Origin of the sequence: uncultured Gemmiger sp., assembly GCF_934561205.1 — a bacterium.
Classification (GTDB): domain Bacteria; phylum Bacillota; class Clostridia; order Oscillospirales; family Ruminococcaceae; genus Gemmiger.
The window spans coordinates 14,239-31,141 of the sequence record NZ_CAKTFU010000006.1 but is presented as its reverse complement, the minus strand read 5'-3'; the positions used below and the strand labels follow the sequence as shown (position 1 = coordinate 31,141).

General features: G+C 60.4%; 14 protein-coding genes and 1 tRNA gene. 14 read left to right on the top strand and 1 reads right to left on the bottom strand.

All coding sequences use genetic code 11. The features are described from left to right. The first annotated feature begins 13 nt into the window (after positions 1 to 13). The 13 genes from Q0I19_RS05190 (at position 14) to Q0I19_RS05130 (ending at position 15,669) form a co-directional block, all read left to right on the top strand. Positions 14 to 697, top strand: a complete 684-nt coding sequence (locus Q0I19_RS05190; RefSeq protein ID WP_294759111.1) for a metallophosphoesterase — start codon at positions 14 to 16, stop codon at positions 695 to 697. 128 nt (positions 698 to 825) lie between these two features. After that, entirely contained in the window at positions 826 to 2,130 is a 1,305-nt protein-coding gene (gene tig, locus Q0I19_RS05185) for a trigger factor (protein ID WP_294759110.1), read from the top strand. 124 nt (positions 2,131 to 2,254) lie between these two features. Next, positions 2,255 to 2,845, top strand: a complete 591-nt coding sequence (locus Q0I19_RS05180) for an ATP-dependent Clp protease proteolytic subunit (RefSeq protein WP_294759109.1) — start codon at positions 2,255 to 2,257, stop codon at positions 2,843 to 2,845. A 14-nt stretch (positions 2,846 to 2,859) separates the two neighbouring features. After that, positions 2,860 to 4,200, top strand: coding sequence for an ATP-dependent Clp protease ATP-binding subunit ClpX (clpX, locus tag Q0I19_RS05175; RefSeq protein ID WP_294759108.1), 1,341 nt, complete (start codon positions 2,860 to 2,862; stop codon positions 4,198 to 4,200). A 169-nt stretch (positions 4,201 to 4,369) separates the two neighbouring features. Beyond that, a complete protein-coding gene (locus Q0I19_RS05170; protein ID WP_294759107.1) occupies positions 4,370 to 4,654 on the top strand; it encodes a co-chaperone GroES in 285 nt (94 codons plus the stop codon). A 43-nt stretch (positions 4,655 to 4,697) separates the two neighbouring features. Continuing rightward, on the top strand, positions 4,698 to 6,332 hold the full coding sequence (gene groL / locus Q0I19_RS05165; RefSeq protein ID WP_294759106.1) for a chaperonin GroEL: 1,635 nt from the start codon (positions 4,698 to 4,700) through the stop codon (positions 6,330 to 6,332). Between the two features lie 104 nt (positions 6,333 to 6,436). After that, positions 6,437 to 8,038 (top strand): penicillin-binding protein 2, encoded by a 1,602-nt coding sequence (locus Q0I19_RS05160; protein ID WP_294759105.1) that lies wholly within the window; start codon positions 6,437 to 6,439, stop codon positions 8,036 to 8,038. A gap of 361 nt (positions 8,039 to 8,399) precedes the next feature. After that, on the top strand, positions 8,400 to 11,060 hold the full coding sequence (gene alaS / locus Q0I19_RS05155; protein ID WP_294759104.1) for an alanine--tRNA ligase: 2,661 nt from the start codon (positions 8,400 to 8,402) through the stop codon (positions 11,058 to 11,060). Positions 11,061 to 11,096: 36 nt separating this feature from the next. Then, positions 11,097 to 11,441, top strand: coding sequence for a histidine triad nucleotide-binding protein (locus Q0I19_RS05150; RefSeq protein WP_294759103.1), 345 nt, complete (start codon positions 11,097 to 11,099; stop codon positions 11,439 to 11,441). Positions 11,442 to 11,484: 43 nt separating this feature from the next. Then, positions 11,485 to 12,024 (top strand): phosphoribosyltransferase family protein, encoded by a 540-nt coding sequence (locus Q0I19_RS05145; RefSeq protein ID WP_294759102.1) that lies wholly within the window; start codon positions 11,485 to 11,487, stop codon positions 12,022 to 12,024. A 3-nt stretch (positions 12,025 to 12,027) separates the two neighbouring features. Beyond that, entirely contained in the window at positions 12,028 to 14,073 is a 2,046-nt protein-coding gene (locus Q0I19_RS05140) for a ComEC/Rec2 family competence protein (protein ID WP_294759101.1), read from the top strand. Next, positions 14,060 to 15,094, top strand: coding sequence for a DNA polymerase III subunit delta (gene holA, locus Q0I19_RS05135; RefSeq protein WP_294759100.1), 1,035 nt, complete (start codon positions 14,060 to 14,062; stop codon positions 15,092 to 15,094). The genes Q0I19_RS05140 and holA overlap by 14 nt, the downstream gene beginning before the upstream one ends. Next, complete coding sequence (locus Q0I19_RS05130) at positions 15,088 to 15,669, top strand: DUF4093 domain-containing protein (protein ID WP_294759099.1); 582 nt, start codon at positions 15,088 to 15,090, stop codon at positions 15,667 to 15,669. Before holA ends, Q0I19_RS05130 begins: the two co-directional genes overlap by 7 nt. A gap of 40 nt (positions 15,670 to 15,709) precedes the next feature. Here Q0I19_RS05130 and Q0I19_RS05125 read toward each other — a convergent pair whose 3' ends face one another. After that, entirely contained in the window at positions 15,710 to 16,621 is a 912-nt protein-coding gene (locus Q0I19_RS05125) for an RluA family pseudouridine synthase (protein WP_294759097.1), read from the bottom strand. Positions 16,622 to 16,735: 114 nt separating this feature from the next. On the opposite strand from Q0I19_RS05125, the gene Q0I19_RS05120 reads away from it, so the two are divergent. Beyond that, positions 16,736 to 16,819, top strand: a tRNA-Leu gene (locus Q0I19_RS05120). The last annotated feature ends 84 nt before the right edge of the window (positions 16,820 to 16,903 follow it).

Genomic DNA, 16,903 nt, shown 5'->3' with positions numbered 1-16,903 from the left:
GAAAGGACGATTTATGGCCATTTTTGCAATCGGAGATCTGCACCTCTCCTTAGGCACCGACAAGCCCATGGACGTGTTCCCCGGTTGGGAAGGCTACCTGCCCAAGCTGGAGGCTAACTGGCGCCGCCTGATTTCGCCCGAGGACACCGTACTTCTGGCGGGGGACACCAGCTGGGCGATGAATCTCAACGATACCCGCGCGGACTTTGCGTATATCCAGTCGCTGCCGGGGCAAAAATGGCTCATAAAGGGCAACCATGATTATTGGTGGACGACCACCCGCAAGATGGAAACCTTTTTGGCAGCCAACGGCTTTGACTCGCTGCACATTCTGCACAATAACGCCTGCCTTGTGGGGGATACCGCCCTGTGCGGCACCCGCGGCTGGCCGTTTGACGATGCCGCCGCCCAAGGCGAGAAGCTGATGGCGCGCGAGGCAGGGCGGCTGCGCATGTCGCTGCAGGCGGCAGGGGAGACCCCGCGCAAAATTGCCTTTTTGCATTACCCGCCGGTCTTTCCCGGTGCCTGCGCCGAGGAGCTGGTCGCCGTGCTGCACGAGTTCGGCGTGACCGAGTGCTACTACGGCCATCTGCACGGAAAATCCATCCACTACGCCCGTCAGGGTACGGTTGACGGCATCGCTTACCGTCTGATTTCCGCCGACGGATTGGGCTTTTGCCCCTGCAAAATCGGATAAAAGCCCTTTTTTGCGTAAAAATCGCTGAAAAATCGGGATTTTTTTCGCCGCAGGGCTGGTATTCCGCTTGTAGGTATGGTATAATAACTTGTATTTTTATGTACATCAATTTTTGGAGGAATTTATAAATGAAACTCATTTCCTGTGAAAAGCTCGAAAAGAGCATGGTAGAACTGCAGTTCTCTATTGACGCGGAGACCTTCAAGTCCGCCGTCAACGCCGCTTTCAAGCGCGAGAGCAAGAAGTACGCCGTTCCCGGCTTCCGCAAGGGCAAGGCCCCCAAGGCTATGATCGAGAAAATGTACGGCGCTGACCTGTTCCAGTATGACGCTGTGAACGATCTGTTCCCCGAGAACTACGAGGCCGCCGTCAAGGAGGCCGGTATCGAGGTTGTCGGCCGTCCCGACCCCGAGGTCGTTTCCATGTCCGAGGCCGACGGTGCCGTGCTGAAGGTCAAGGTCGCCGTCAAGCCCGAGGTGGAACTGGGCGAATATGCCGGTTTAACCGTCAACAAAGATGTCCAGACTGTGGATGAGGCCGATGTTGACGCCGAGATCAAGCGTATGCAGGACCGCAACGGCCGTCTGCTGACCCGTGAGGGCGAGGCCCAGAACGGTGACACCGTGGACATCGACTTCGAGGGCTTCGTCGACGGCGTTGCCTTTGAGGGCGGCAAGGCCGAGCATTACTCTCTGGTGCTGGGCAGCGGTTCCTTCATCCCCGGCTTCGAGGAGCAGGTCGTCGGTCACAAGGCCGGTGAGGAATTCGACGTCAACGTCAAGTTCCCCGAGGAGTACCAGGCCGAGGAGCTGGCCGGCAAGGACGCCACCTTCAAGATCAAGCTGCACGAGGTGCAGTACAAAGAGCTGCCCGAGCTGGATGACGACTTCGCCAAGGACGTCAGCGAGTACGACACCCTGGACGAGCTGAAGGATTCCATCCGCAAGAACATCGCCGCCAACCACGAGAAGCAGGCCGACCAGAAGGTCGAGAACGACCTGATCGACCAGATCGTTGCCGGCATGAAGGCTGACATTCCCGACGCCATGATCGACTCCCGCATCGAAGAGCTGGTTCAGGACTTCGGCTACCGCATCTCCCAGCAGGGTCTCAAGCTGGAGCAGTACCTGCAGTACATGGGCATGACCATGGAGAACTTCAAGGAGCAGTTCCGTGAGCAGGCCGACAAGCAGGTCAAGATGCGCCTGGCCATGGAAGCCATCGTTGCCAAGGAGAGCATCGAGGCTACCGAGGATGAGTTCGAGGCCGAGATCAAGCAGATCGCCGACGCTTACCAGATGGAAGCCGACAAGGTCAAGAGCCTGGTCGACGCCGCTGCCGTCAAGAAGGATCTGGCTGTCAACAAGGCCATCGAGTTCGTCAAGAGCAAGGCCAACATCGTTGCCGGCAAGTCCGAGGAAAACAAGGACTGATCCCAAGCAAAACCCCAACGGAAGTATAAAGTAATCAGGCCGATACGGTTCGCCTTTGCGGCCGTATCGGCTGCTTTATCCGCCCGTTTCTTAGGCAATCCCATATTTAAGGAGGGAAACCCACATGAGTCTTGTACCTTATGTAGTCGAACAGACTGCCCGCGGTGAACGCAGCTACGACATTTTCTCCCGTCTGCTCAATGACCGCATCATTGTGCTGAGCGAGGATGTCAACTCTGCCTCCGCCAGTGTGATCGTGGCCCAGCTTCTCTATCTGGAAGGCCAGGATCCCGAAAAGGACATCTACTTTTATATCAACAGCCCCGGCGGCTCCATCTCTGACGGCATGGCCATCCATGACACGATGAACTACATCAAGTGCGATGTATCCACCATCTGCGTCGGCATGGCTGCCTCCATGGGCTCCTTCCTGCTGGCCAGCGGCACCAAGGGCAAGCGCTTTGCACTGCCCAACTCCGAGATCCTGATCCACCAGCCCCTCATCGGCGGCAACGGCATCAGCGGTCAGGCCACGGATATCCAGATCCACGCCAACCACATCATCCACATCCGCGAGAAGATGAACACCCTGCTCAGCCAATACACCGGCCAGCCGCTGGAAACCATCCAGCGCGACACCGAGCGCGACAATTATATGACTGCGCAGCAGGCCAAGGAATACGGCCTGATCGACGACATCCTCTATAAACACTGATTCGGGGGAACAAAATGGCAAATACAACGCCCGGAAAGGGCGGAAAAGGACGCGAAATGGTCTGCAGCTTCTGCGGACGTTCGCAAAATGAGGTCGAGCAGCTTTTGATCGGCCCCGGCGTCAATATCTGCAACGACTGCATCGACATGTGCTATCACACCCTGTACAAGGACGAGCCGCCTATGCCGCGCGCCGGGGCACGCCGCCAGCCGCGGGGTGCCGCACAAGCCACCTACGGCGAAAATCCGCTGCAGGACGTCAATATTCTGACCCCCGCCGAAATCAAGGCCGGGTTGGATCAGTATGTCATCGGGCAGGACGACGCCAAAAAGGTGCTGGCCGTCTCGGTGTACAACCACTATAAGCGCATCCTTTCGGGGCGCGAAACCGGCGTGGAGCTGCAAAAATCCAACGTTCTGCTGCTGGGTCCCTCCGGCACGGGCAAGACCCTGCTGGCGCAGACCCTTGCCAAAATGCTGAACGTGCCCTTCGCCATCGCGGACGCCACCACCCTGACCGAGGCGGGCTATGTCGGCGAGGACGTCGAGAACATCCTGCTCAAGCTGATTCAGGCGGCGGATTTCGACATCCCCAAGGCGGAAATCGGCATCATCTACGTCGACGAGATCGACAAGATCACCCGCAAGAGCGAGAACCCCTCCATCACCCGCGACGTCGGCGGCGAGGGCGTGCAGCAGGCGCTGCTGAAGATCGTCGAAGGCACCGTCAGCAACGTGCCGCCCAACGGCGGGCGCAAGCACCCCCAGCAGGAGTTCATCCAGATCAACACCAAGAACATCCTGTTCATCTGCGGCGGTGCGTTTGACGGGCTGGAAAAGCTCATCCAGCGCCGCACCGACAACGCCTCTCTGGGCTTCGGCAGCCAGCTGCGCACAACGCTGGACAAGGACGAAACGCGCCAGAAGCTGCTGAAAAAGGTCGAGCCGGATGATCTGGTCAAGTTCGGTCTTATCCCTGAGCTGATCGGTCGTCTGCCGGTCGTCACCGTGCTGGACCCCTTGGACGAGGACGCGCTGGTGCGCGTTCTGACCGAGCCGAAAAACAGCCTGGTGCGCCAGTACAAGGAGCTTTTGCATCTGGACAACGCCGAGCTGGTCTTTACCGACGCCGCCCTGCACGCCATCGCCAAAAAGACGGTGCAGCGCAAGAGCGGTGCCCGCGGTCTGCGCAGCGTGGTGGAGGATCTGCTGATTCCCATTATGTACGACATTCCGTCGGATGCGACCATCACCCGCGTAACCATCGACGCTGACACGGTCGAAGGGGGCCAGGCGCATATCGAGCATGGCATCATGCGCCCGCGTTACAAAAATATCGCGATGCAGCAGCAATAATGCACACGGCAGTGCCTTTTGGCACTGCCGATTTTTTGTTCACAAAAATTTTATACACAAAACCCTTGATTTTTCATAAAGAAATGGCTATTATATATTTAGCACTCAGGAATAATGAGTGCTAAATCAGTATCAAAAAGAGAAATCTTTTCATAGGAGGAACTTTCAAATGAAAATCAAACCTCTTGCAGACCGTGTTGTCATCAAACTGGTCGAAGAAGAAGAAACCACCAAGGGCGGTCTGATCCTGTCCGGCTCCGCCAAGGAAAAGCCGCAGGTCGCCGAAGTTCTGGCTGTCGGTCCCGGCGGCAACGTGGACGGCAAGGAAGTCGAGATGATCGTCAAGGTCGGCGACAAAGTCCTGACCAGCAAGTATGCCGGCACCGAGGTCAAGGTTGACGGCGAAGAATGCACCATCGTGCGCCAGAGCGACATCCTCGCTGTGGTTGAGTAATCGGATTTCTACTTTTCTTTCTTTATAAAAGGAGCGATGCTTTATGGCAAAACAGATCAAACAGGGCGAGGACGCCCGTAAAGCCCTTTGCGCCGGTATCGACCAGCTGGCCGACACCGTTAAGGTCACCCTGGGCCCCAAGGGCCGCAACGTTGTGCTGAGCAAAAAGTTCGGCAGCCCCCTCATCACCAATGACGGTGTCACCATCGCCAAGGAGATCGAGCTGAAGGACGAGTTCGAGAACATGGGCGCCCAGCTCGTGCGCGAAGTCGCCACCAAGACCAACGACGCCGCCGGCGACGGCACCACCACCGCCACCGTTCTGGCACAGGCTCTGGTCACCGAGGGCATGAAGAACGTCACCGCCGGCGCCAACCCCATGGACATCAAGCGCGGTATGCAGAAGGCTGTTGCCGCCGCTGTCGAGGCCGTCAAGGCCCACAGCCAGAAGGTCAACGGTGCCAAGGACATTGCCCGTGTCGGCACTGTTTCTGCCGGTGATGCCGAGATCGGTCAGCTGATCGCCGACGCTATGGAGAAGGTCACCGCCGACGGCGTTATCACCATCGAGGAAAACAAGACCACCGCCGAGACCTACACCGAGGTCGTCGAGGGTATGCAGTTTGACCGCGGCTATGTGACCCCCTACATGGTCACCGACACCGAGAAGATGGAAACCGTCTACGACGATTGCAGCGTGCTGATCACCGACAAGAAGATCAGCGTGTTCCAGGATATCGTACCCCTGCTGGAGCAGGTCATCCAGTCCGGCCGCAAGCTGCTGATCATCGCTGAGGATGTCGAGGGCGACGCCCTGTCCAACCTGATCATCAACCGTCTGCGCGGCGGCTTGAACGTGGTTGCCGTCAAGGCGCCCGGCTTCGGCGACCGCCGCAAGGAGATGCTGCAGGATATCGCCATCCTGACCGGCGGCACCGTCATCAGCAGCGACCTCGGCTATGAGCTGAAGGATGCCACCATGCAGCTGCTCGGCTCTGCCCGTCAGGTCAAGGTCACCAAGGAGAACACCACCATCGTCGGCGGCAACGGCGACAAGCAGGCCATTGCCGACCGCGTTGCCCAGATCCGCAGCCAGATCGTCACCGCGACCTCTGACTTCGACCGCGAGAAGCTGCAGGAGCGCCTTGCCAAGATGGCTGGCGGTGTTGCCGTCATCAAGGTCGGTGCCGCTACCGAAGTCGAGATGAAGGACAAGAAGCTGCGCATCGAGGACGCCCTGAACGCCACCAAGGCTGCCGTGGAGGAAGGCATCGTTGCCGGCGGCGGCACGGCCACCATCAACGCCATCCCCGCTGTGGACAAGGTCGTTGCCGAGCTGGAGGGTGACGAGCGCACCGGCGCCAAGATCGTCCGCAAGGCTCTGGAAGCACCTCTGCGCCAGATCGCTGCCAACGCCGGTCTGGAGGGCAGCGTTGTCATCGACAACATCCTGAAGGCCAACAAGGCCAACTATGGCTTTGACGCCCAGAAGGAAGAGTATGTCGAGGATATGATCGAGGCGGGCATCGTTGACCCGACCAAGGTCACCCGCTCTGCTCTGGAGAACGCTGCCAGCGTTGCCGCTATGGTCCTGACCACCGAGAGCCTGGTTGCCGACCTGCCGGAACCCCCGGCACCCGTGGCACCTGCCGGCGGTGACATGGGCGGTATGTACTAATTTTCCAAATTCGCACCCACAGGGCGCGGAGCCGAAAGGCTCCGCGCCTTTTTTGTATAGATGCCCGCCCGGCGCACATACTGAATACAAAAGGGGGCGGCGGTATGTCTTTTCGGCGGCTGCGGGCGTTGGTGGTTTGTCTTGCGGGGTGCATCGGTCTTGTGCTGTGCCGGGTGTATTGGGTGGGGCAAAATATCGGGTACGCCCAAAGCGCCCTGCAGCAGACCGAGCGTGAGGCGGCGCTGCCGCCCGACCGCGGCAACTTTTATGACCGCACGGGGCGGCTGCTGACCGGGGCTGCCGACGGCTGGTACGCCCTGTGTGTGCCGGGCAGCGACGGCTACGCCGAGCTGTTGCCTTATGTTTCCTACGCCGAGCAGACCGAGCTGTACCGCCGCCGCAACGATACTTCGTTGTTTTTTGTGTCGGTAGATCGGGATGTATCCGCGCTGGGCATCCCGTGCCGCCGCATCGCACAGCGGTATCTGCCGCTGCCCATTGCGGTGCATCTTCTGGGCTACCGCAACGGCGAGGGACTGGGCGTCGCGGGGCTGGAGCGCGCCTACGATGCGCTGCTCTCGGCATCCGGGGACGAGGTCGTTGCCGCCTGCGCCGCCAGCGCGCAGGGGCTGCCGCTGACCGGCAGCGAGCCGGTGTTCGTCACCCGGCATACCGGCACGGGGCAGGGGGTAGCGCTGACCTTGGACGCCGACATCCAGCGCCTGTGCGAGGGGGTGGCCGACCTGACTATGACCCGCGGCTGCATCGTAGTGCTGCAGCCCGATACCGGTGAAATTTTGGCCGCCGTCAGTGTGCCCCGCTACGACCCCAACGATGTTGCCAAAAGCATTGCGGCGGACGATACCTCGCTGATCGACCGCCTGCTGACCCCCTTTTGCGTGGGGTCGGTGTTTAAGATAGTGGCGGCAGCCGCCGCCTACGACGCCGGGCTGGACTGGTTCACCGCGGACTGCACGGGCAGCGTCACGGTAAACGGGCAGACCTACCGCTGCGCCCAAAGCCGCGCCCACGGCGAGGTCAACCTGCGCGCGGCGCTGGCACAGAGCTGCAACTGCTACTTTATAGAACTGGGGCAAAAACTGGGTGCGCAGCGCCTGATAAAGGCCGCACAAGATTTCGGCTTGGGGCAAAGCATCACGCTCGCATCGGGGCTGCAGAGCGATGCCGCCTCGCTGCCCAGCGCCGCGCAGCTGCAAAACGCGGGCGACCTTGCGCTGTTCAGCTTCGGGCAGGGGGCACTGACCGCAACGCCGCTGCAAATTGCCGCCATGACCAATGTCATAGCGGGCGGCGGGGTCTACCATACGCCCGCCGCCGTGCAGGGGGTGCGCCGCGCTGACGGCAGCATCACCCCCAACGAGGTTCCCGCGCCCCGCCGGGTGTGCAGCGCCGCCACCGCCAGAATCCTGCGCAGTATGCTGCACACCGTGGTGGAGCAGGGCATCGGAAGCGATGCCATGACAGGGGCGGGGGAGTGCGCGGGCAAGACCGGCACCGCCCAGACCGGGCAGTTTGACGCCGACGGCAGGGAGCTGCTGAACTACTGGTTTACCGGCTTTTACCCCGCCGATGCCCCGCGCTATACCATCACCGTTTTGCAGGATGCCCGGCAAGCGCCCGAAACCTCCAGCGCCGCCGTTTTTGCCGACGTGGTGCAGGGGCTGCACGTTCTGGACGCAGCTTGACGCTACCATCGCAAAAAACAGTTGACACCGCGCGAAAAGCGGCATATAATAGATTTGTTAAAAAGAAAATGGCGATGAAAGGGCAAATGCCGCACAAAACAGGTCATAAGAGAGAGCGCCGCATGGTGAAAGGCGCTTGGCTGACGTTTTCGGCAAAGCCACCCCGGAGCTTTCGGTGCAAAAGCCGAACGTACCTGCGGCGTTAACGCGGACAAAGCGGTGGCATATTTTTTTCGATATGCCGCAAACCGGGTGGTACCACGGAAGCTGTCAGCCTTCGTCCCTGTCAAGGGGCGAGGGCTATATTTTTTTGGTACCTTTTATCGCAACAATACAAACCACGGATGGGAGAACACCAACTATGCAATGGACCGGACTGAACGAACTGCGCGAAAAATACCTGCACTTTTTTGAAACCAAGGATCACCTGCGTCTGGGCAGCTTTCCTCTGGTGCCGAAGGACGACCCCAGCCTGCTGCTGATCAACAGCGGTATGGCACCCATGAAAAAATGGTTCCTCGGCCAGGAGGAGCCGCCGCGTCACCGCGTGACCACCTGCCAGAAGTGCATCCGCACCCCCGACATCGATCGCGTGGGCATCACCGCCCGCCACGGCTGCTTCTTTGAAATGCTGGGCAACTTCAGCTTTCAGGATTACTTCAAAAAAGAGGTCATTCCCTGGGCTTGGGAATTTTTGACCCAGGAACTGGAGATCCCCGCTGACCGCCTGTACATCTCGGTCTATCAGGAGGACGACGAGGCTTACGACATCTGGACCAAAGTCATCGGCATCCCCGAAAGCCACATGGTGCGCCTCGGCAAAGAGGACAACTTCTGGGAGCATGGCTCCGGCCCCTGCGGTCCCTGCAGCGAAATTTACTTTGACCGCGGCGAGGAGTACGGCTGCCACAAGCCCACCTGCGGCGTCGGCTGCGACTGCGACCGCTATATGGAGATCTGGAACCTCGTGTTCAGCCAGTTCGATTCCGACGGCAAGGGTCACTATGAGCTGCTGGCCAAACCCAACATCGACACCGGTATGGGCTTGGAGCGTCTGGCCTGCGTTATGCAGGGCGTTGGCAACCTGTTTGAGGTCGACACCGTCGCCGCCGTTCTGCACCATGTTGAGCGCATCGCCGGCAAAAAGTACGGCGAGAACGACAAGGACGATATCTCCATCCGCGTCATCACCGACCACATCCGCGCCACCGTGTTTATGGCATCCGACGGCGTTCTGCCTTCCAACGAGGGTCGCGGCTACGTTATGCGCCGCCTGCTGCGCCGCGCCGCCCGCCACGGTCGTATGCTGGGCATCGACCGCCCCTTCCTGACCGAGCTGGTCGATACCGTCATCGAGTCCAGCGAGGCCGGTTACCCCGAACTGCGCGAGCATGAAAGCTATATCAAGAAGGTCATCGGCACCGAGGAGCTGCGCTTTGGCCGCACCATCGACGCCGGCCTGAACATCCTGAACGGTATGATGAGCCGCCTCAAGGACGTGCACGAGAAGGTTCTGTCCGGCGCTGAGGTGTTCAAGCTGAACGATACCTTCGGCTTCCCCCTCGACCTGACCCGCGAGATCGCCGCCGAGGCCGGCGTGCGCGTGGACGAGGCAGCCTTCCACATGGAAATGACCAAGCAGCGTGAGCGCGCCCGCGCCGAGCGCCTGGCCAAGGACATTTCCGGCTGGAGCGCCGACCTGTTCGGCGAGCTGACCACCGAGCCGACCCAGTTTGACGGCTACGAGACTCTGACCGAGTCCGCCAAGGTCGTTGCCCTGTCTGACGGCGAGGAGCTGAACGACGCCATTGCCACCGACGAAGCCGGTGAGAGCAAGGAGGGTGTGCTGGTCGTGCTGGACCGCACCCCGTTCTATGCCGAGATGGGCGGCCAGGTCGCTGACCACGGCTACATCAGCTGCGGCAATGCCAAGCTGAAGGTCACGCAGGTCAAAAAGACCCCCAAGGGCTACTTTGTCCACACCTGCGAGCTGCTGGACGGCACCCTGCACGTTGGCGATGACGTCACCGCCGCCGTGGATGCCCAGCGCCGCATGGCCATTTGCCGCAACCACACCGCCACCCACCTGATGCAGAAGGCTCTGCGTGAGGTTCTGGGCGACCATGTGCATCAGGCAGGCAGCTATCAGGACGACCACATCACCCGCTTTGACTTCACCCATTTCAGCGCCGTCACCGCCGAGGAGCTGGTCGAGGTCGAAAAGAAGGTCAACGAGAAGATTTTCGAGAGCCTGAACGTCGAGATCAAGAACCTGCCCATCGAGGAAGCCAAGAAGATGGGCGCTATGGCACTGTTCGGCGAGAAGTACGGCAGCGTTGTCCGCGTTGTGGACGCCGGCGGCTGGAGCACCGAGTTCTGCGGCGGCACCCACGTCAAGAACACCGCGCAGATCGGCTGCTTTAAGATTTTGGGCGAATCCAGCGTTGCCGCCGGTATCCGCCGTATCGAGGCAACCACCGGTTTCGGCGTGCTGGACCTGCTGGACGAGCGCACCGAGCTGCTGGCGCAGACCGCCGTTGCCCTGAAGGCCAACAACATGAAGGATGCCCCCGCCCGCGCCGAGGCCCTGACCGCCGAATTGAAGGAAACCAACAAACAGCTGGATATCCTCAAGGCGGAGATGGCTTCCTCCAAGATCGACGGTTTGTTCCAGGACGCCGCCAACATTGACGGTGTACGCATTGTTTCCGCCTACCTGACCGGCACCGGTGCCGACACCCTGCGCGATATGATCGACAAGATCCGCGACAAGGCACCCGATACCGTCGCCGTTCTCATCGGCAATGACGGCAGCAAGACGATGATGGCTGTCGGCGTCTGCAAGAACGCCCTTGCCCGCGGTCTGAAAGCCGGCGCGCTGGTCAAGCAGATCGCTGCCATCGCAGGCGGCAACGGCGGCGGCAAGCCCGACTTCGCTATGGCGGGCATCCGTGACTGCTCCAAGATCGACGACGCGCTGAACGCCGTACCCGAAATCGTCAAGAACGAACTGAGCAAGTAAGTTTCTATCATTTTTTCGGCAAAGGAGGGATATTGTATGGCTGATTGCCTGTTCTGCAAAATCGCAGCGGGGGACATCCCCTCCAACAAGCTGTTTGAGGATGACCAACTGCTGGCATTTTATGACATTGACCCGCAGGCGCCCGTCCATTTTCTGGTCATTCCCAAAAAGCACATCGACTCTGCCGCGGTGCTGACCGAGGACGATGCCGCCCTGCTGGGGCACATCTACGCCGTTATCGCGCAGCTGGCTGCCCAGCTCGGCATTGCCGAAAACGGCTACCGCGTGGTCACCAACGTCGGTGCCGACGGCGGTCAGAGCGTGAAGCATCTGCATTTCCACGTTCTGGCGGGACGCAGCCTTGCGTGGCCTCCGGGCTGATGCCCGCACCGCCTGATTTTTACAACGAAATGAGGTACTTGTTATGGCTGATACCTATACTTTGCACGTTGCGGGTCTGACCCGTGAACTGCCCATCTGCAAGGTCAACGACCATATGGACATCGCCGCCTTTATTATGTTCAGCGATGTCGAGCTGACCGTGGCCTGCGCCGCCGAGCTGCTGAAAAAAGCGCCCGAATTTGACGTTATCCTGACCGCCGAGGCCAAGGGCATCCCCCTTGCCTACGAAATGGCACGTCAGAGCGGCAAATATTGGATCCCCGCCCGCAAGGGTGCCAAGCTCTATATGCGTGAGCCTGTCGTCATCGAGGACCAGTCCATCACCACCGCCGGCAAGCAGACCCTTGTCATCGACAAGAAGGACATCGAGTATATGAACGGCAAGCGCATTCTGATCGTGGACGATGTCATCTCCACCGGCGGTTCGCTGCACGCGCTGGACGCCCTGGCTGCCAAGAGCACCGGCACCGTTGTGGGCCGCTGCGCCGCCTTGGCCGAGGGTGATGCCGCCGAGCGCAAGGACATCATCTTCCTGGAGCCGCTGCCCCTGTTCTTCCACTAAGCAATGAAACGCAATCTCGCGTGGTTCGCCCTGGGCTTTGCCCTGGCCGAACTTGCCGCGGCAAATCTGCCGCCGCTGGTCTGTGTGCCTGCGGCGGCACTTTTTGCTTTTGCGGTCCTTGGGCTTCGCAAGCGCAGCCTGCACATCCCGGCTTTGGGTGCCGTGTGCGGGTTTGTTTACTTTGCCGTTTTTGCTGTCTTGTTCGTGCGCCCCGTGCAGGCGCAGGCAGGGCAGACTGTCACCGCCGCCGTGACCGTGCAGACCGATGCAGAGGCCGCGTATGAGGCCTACCATATGCGGGGCACCCTGCTGATCACCGAACTGGACGGCAAGCCCGCCCACATTCGGGTGCAGTGCTCGGACTTTCCCGCCACCGAAGCAGGGGAGCGCTTCACCGCCAAATTTTCCCTGCGCACGCTGAAAAACGACCGCTACCGCCTGGCGAGCCAAAGCAAGGGCGTCTATCTGCGGGCCGATTATGTCGGCAGCTACGCGCCCTTGCCCGCCAGCCGTCACCCTGTTTTTGGGCTGTTCCGTCTGCGGCAGCGGGGCAGCACCGCCTTAAAGCACTGGATTCCCGCCGATTCGGCAGCGCTCATCAGCGCCATGCTGCTGGGGGACACCACACGTTTATCAGACGCCGACCGCGACGCCTTTGCCGCCGCCGGGGTGTCCCATCTGCTGGCGGTATCGGGGCTGCATGTTGCCTTGCTGGCAGGGCTTTTGTTCCCGCACAGACGCCGGTTCGCCCATGCGGCGCTCGCCGTACAGGCGGGCGTCATCGTTGGTTACATGCTGGTGACAGGGCTGCCGGTCTCGGTGCTGCGCGCAGGGCTTGTGTTTCTGCTGGCTATTTTGGGACATTGGTTCTTGCAGCCCGTCGATCTGCTGACCTCCACCGGCGCGGCGGCTTTGCTGCTGGGGCTGCAAAATGCCTACATGCCCTGCGATCTGGGGTTTCAGCTTTCCTTCTGCGCGGTTTTGGGCGTACAGTGCGCGGCGGCACTGGCCAACCCGCTGAAATCCCGCCTGCCTAAGCGGATTTTCAAGCTCATATCCGCCGCCATGACCGCTGCTTTGGCATCACTTTTCACACTGCCGATCCTGGTGGCACACGGTATGACCATCAGCGCCGTGGGCATTTTGGGTAACCTGCTGACCCTGCCGCTGATGCGGTATCTGCTGCTGTTGGGGCTGGCGGTGCTGGGGCTTTCCTGCCTGCCGTTTTTGGCACCGCTTTGCCATATGGTCAGCTTTCTGCTGGCGCTGCTATTAAAACTTTTGCGCGGCATCGTGCTTTTCTGTGCCTCGCTGCCCGGGGCGCGGCTGCTGCTGCCCGCGCGCTACACGCTGTTTGTCCTGGGTGTGCTGGCAGTTCTTGCCATCGTTTACTATCTTGCGGGCAGGCTGCGGTTCTACCTGCCTGCGGCACTTTGCTGCGCGGCGCTTGCCGTCTTTATGGGTGTGCGGATGCAGCAGGGCATCGTCACCGTCGCGCTGGTCGGTACGGCGGGCAACCCGTGCGCCGTCATCACCCAAGACGGACAGGCCGCTGTGGTGTTCCGCGGCGGCGCTGCCAACCGCCGGGCGGTCAAAAATTATCTGGCGCGCCACGGCGAACCTGTCTGCACACTGGCAGTCGATTTGCGCGCAACGCCGGGTGATATCGGCCTTACCGCCGACCGCACCGTAAATGCCGCCGCACAAACCGCGCCCGCCCGATACGAGGTACTTGACGGACTGACGCTGGACCTGTATCATAAAGGCAGCAGCAGTCTGGCCGTGCTGGAAGTGGGGGATCGCCACATTGCGCTGATGTCCGGCAGCATCAAGCTGGACACCCCCGTGCAGGTCGATGTTCTGTGCGCCGCCGGGGCCTTGTCCGACTCGGTACAGGCCGAGACGATCCTGTTTACATCGGAATCCCCCAGGTGGCTGGCCGACGCGGACGCCGCGCAGCTGTATTATGGTTCCGACACCCCCGCCGTGGTTTTGCGGCCGGGTGCCGCCATGATTTTTGAGGAGGCGAAGCCCTATGCTGTACAGTGAAAAAGAGTTGGAGAAAAAACTGCGCGCCGGCTGCGCCGTATACTATTTTTATGCCGCCGATGAGGCACTGGTACACAGCGCCGCGCAAAAGGCGCTGAAATTTTTGCAGCAGGACGACCCCGAAGTCACCGTGCTGGACGGCCCCACTCCCCGTGTGGAGGATATCGTCCTGGCAGCGGGCACCATCTCGTTTTTCGGCGGCAAGCGCCTTGTGCTGATGCCGATGGTTCGCCCGTCAACCTACTCGGACAAGGATCTGCAGGAGCTTTGCGACACCCTTGCCGACACCGAAAACGCCATCTTTGTGCTGACGGGCGTCGTGGAGGAGTATTACGGCAAGCTGCGCCCCGGCAAGCGGGAGAAAAAACTCATTGCCGCCTGCGAAAAGCTCGGCTATTGTGTGCAGATCAACAAGCCCACCCGCGCCGCCTTGCAGACACTGGCACGGCAATGGGCAGGGGAGCTGGGCACGACCTTTGCCCGCGGGGCAGAGGGTGCCTTGCTGGACCGCTGCGGCGAGGACCAGTTCCTTCTGCGCAACGAGATTGACAAGCTGGCGGCGCTTTCGGGCTACGGCACCATCACGGCGGCCATGGTGCAGCAGCTGGGCACCGTCACGCTGGATGCCGACACCTTTGACATGGTCAAGCTGGTGGCGGCCGGGCAGCTTACGGCGGCACAGCAAAAGCTGCGCACCCTGCTGGCACTGCAAAATGAGCCGATTCTCATCACAGGGGCACTCAGCAGCAATTATCTGACGCTGTACCGTGTTTCTTTGGCAAAGCGCAGCCGCCGCGCCCTGGCAGACGTCGCCAAGGATTTCGGCTATACCGGCAACTGGAACTACCGCCTTTCGGAGGCCGAGAGCACCGCCGCCCGCTACAAGACCGCCCAGCTGGAGCAGTGTCTGCGGGTGTTGCGCAAGCTGGATATCGACCTGAAAAGCAGCAAGCTGGGCAGCGATCTTTTGCTGCAAAAGGCACTGTGCGAGCTTGCTTTGACTCGGAGTAAATCATGCTGAAACTGACCCGCGCCCTTTTGGTGGAGGGCAAATACGACGCCGCCCGGCTGCACAACCTTGTGGACGGCACGGTGCTGACGACCGACGGCTTCCGCGTTTTTAAGGACGCCGCGCTGCAAAATCTGCTCAAAAAAGTAGCCGCCGCGCAGGGGCTGATCATTCTGACCGACTCCGACGCTGCGGGGTTTAAAATTCGCCATTTTGTCACGGGGCTGGTCGGGGCGCAAAACGTTCTGCAAGCTTATGTACCCGCTGTTCCCGGCAAGGAATCCCGCAAGGCCCAGCCCGGCAAGGAGGGGCTTTTGGGGGTCGAGGGCGTGGACGATGCCCTGATTTTGCAGGGGCTGCAAACCGCCCTTGCCAGTGCGGCCGACACGGCCGCCGCAGACCGCAGCATCACCTACACCGATTTGTATGAGTGGGGCATTTCCGGCACCGCCAACAGCGCCGACAACCGCCGCAAGCTGCTGCACCGCCTGGGGCTGCCCCCGCGTCTGAGCAAAAAAGAACTGCTGGACGTACTTAATATTCTCTACACCTACGAAAGCCTTGACGCTGAGATTCGGCACGGATAAACAAAATCGGCAGCAGACCCGGCGGTCTGCTGCCGATTTTTTACTTTAATGTCCCGTCCTCGACCTGCTTGCAGTACCACGGCTTTTCGGCGTGGAATACCCGCCCTGCCAGGTGCGCAAAACGCTCGTCCTTAATCGTATCGGGGAAGCGCAGCTCCCACGCGCAGAGCGCCTGATACTTGAACCGCAGCTCACGGTTGGCGGCGTTGTTGCCGTACTTGCTGTCGCCCAGGATCGGGCAGCCGATGTGCGCCAGATGCGCGCGGATCTGGTGGGTGCGCCCCGTGACCAGCTCGACCTTCAATTCCGCCAGCCGCCCGCTGACCGCCAGCGTTTCGTACCCGGTAATGACTTCCTTCGCGCCGCCCGCCGTGCCGTCGGTAATATAGACGATGCCGCGCTCGGCGTCCTTCAAAAGGTAATCCCGCAGCAGCGCCGCCGGGGGGTTGGGGCGCCCAAAGGTGACACACAGATAGTGCTTGGTAATGCTGCGCGCCTTGATCTGCGCGGTCAAAAAGGACTCTGCGGCGTTATTTTTGGCAAGCAGAATCAGCCCGCTGGTGCCGGTGTCCAGGCGGTGGCACAAAACCGCGCGCTCGCCCTTGCCCGCCGCCTTTAATTTTTCCTGCACGCGCTTGAGCAGCGTGTCGTTGTCAGCGCCGTCCACCGCGATGCCCGCCGGCTTGGAGGCGATGATGATGTCCTCGTCCTCATACACAAAGACCGCCGGGGGCAGCCCGCGCTGCTGTTCCAGCTGGTCATCGGTCAAAAACAGCTTGATGACATCGCCGTTTTGCACCCGCGTGGAAAGCGGCTGCTTTTTGCCGTTGAGCTTGATTTTGTTTTCGCGCAGGGCTTTGTTCAGCCGCCCCGTCCCCAGGGCAGGGTAGAGGTCCATCAGATATTTGTCCATCCGCACAGGCAGAAGGCATTTTACACGCAGTTCTTTCATCACAGCACCCTCATAAGATTGATTTCCTGCGTATATTTTACCACAAACCGCGCGGTTTCGCAACGTGTTTGCCATTGACAATTTGCGGCGGTTGCGCTACAATATATTTGTTATGCCGCCGTGGCGGAACTGGCAGACGCAAGGGACTTAAAATCCCTCGGTGGAGACATCGTACCGGTTCGATCCCGGTCGGCGGCATACAGCCCGCTCTTTCCTTTGGGAAAGGGCGGTTTTTTGTGTTTCCTTGGCAAAATACGGCAAAAAGCGCTTGTTTATTTTCCG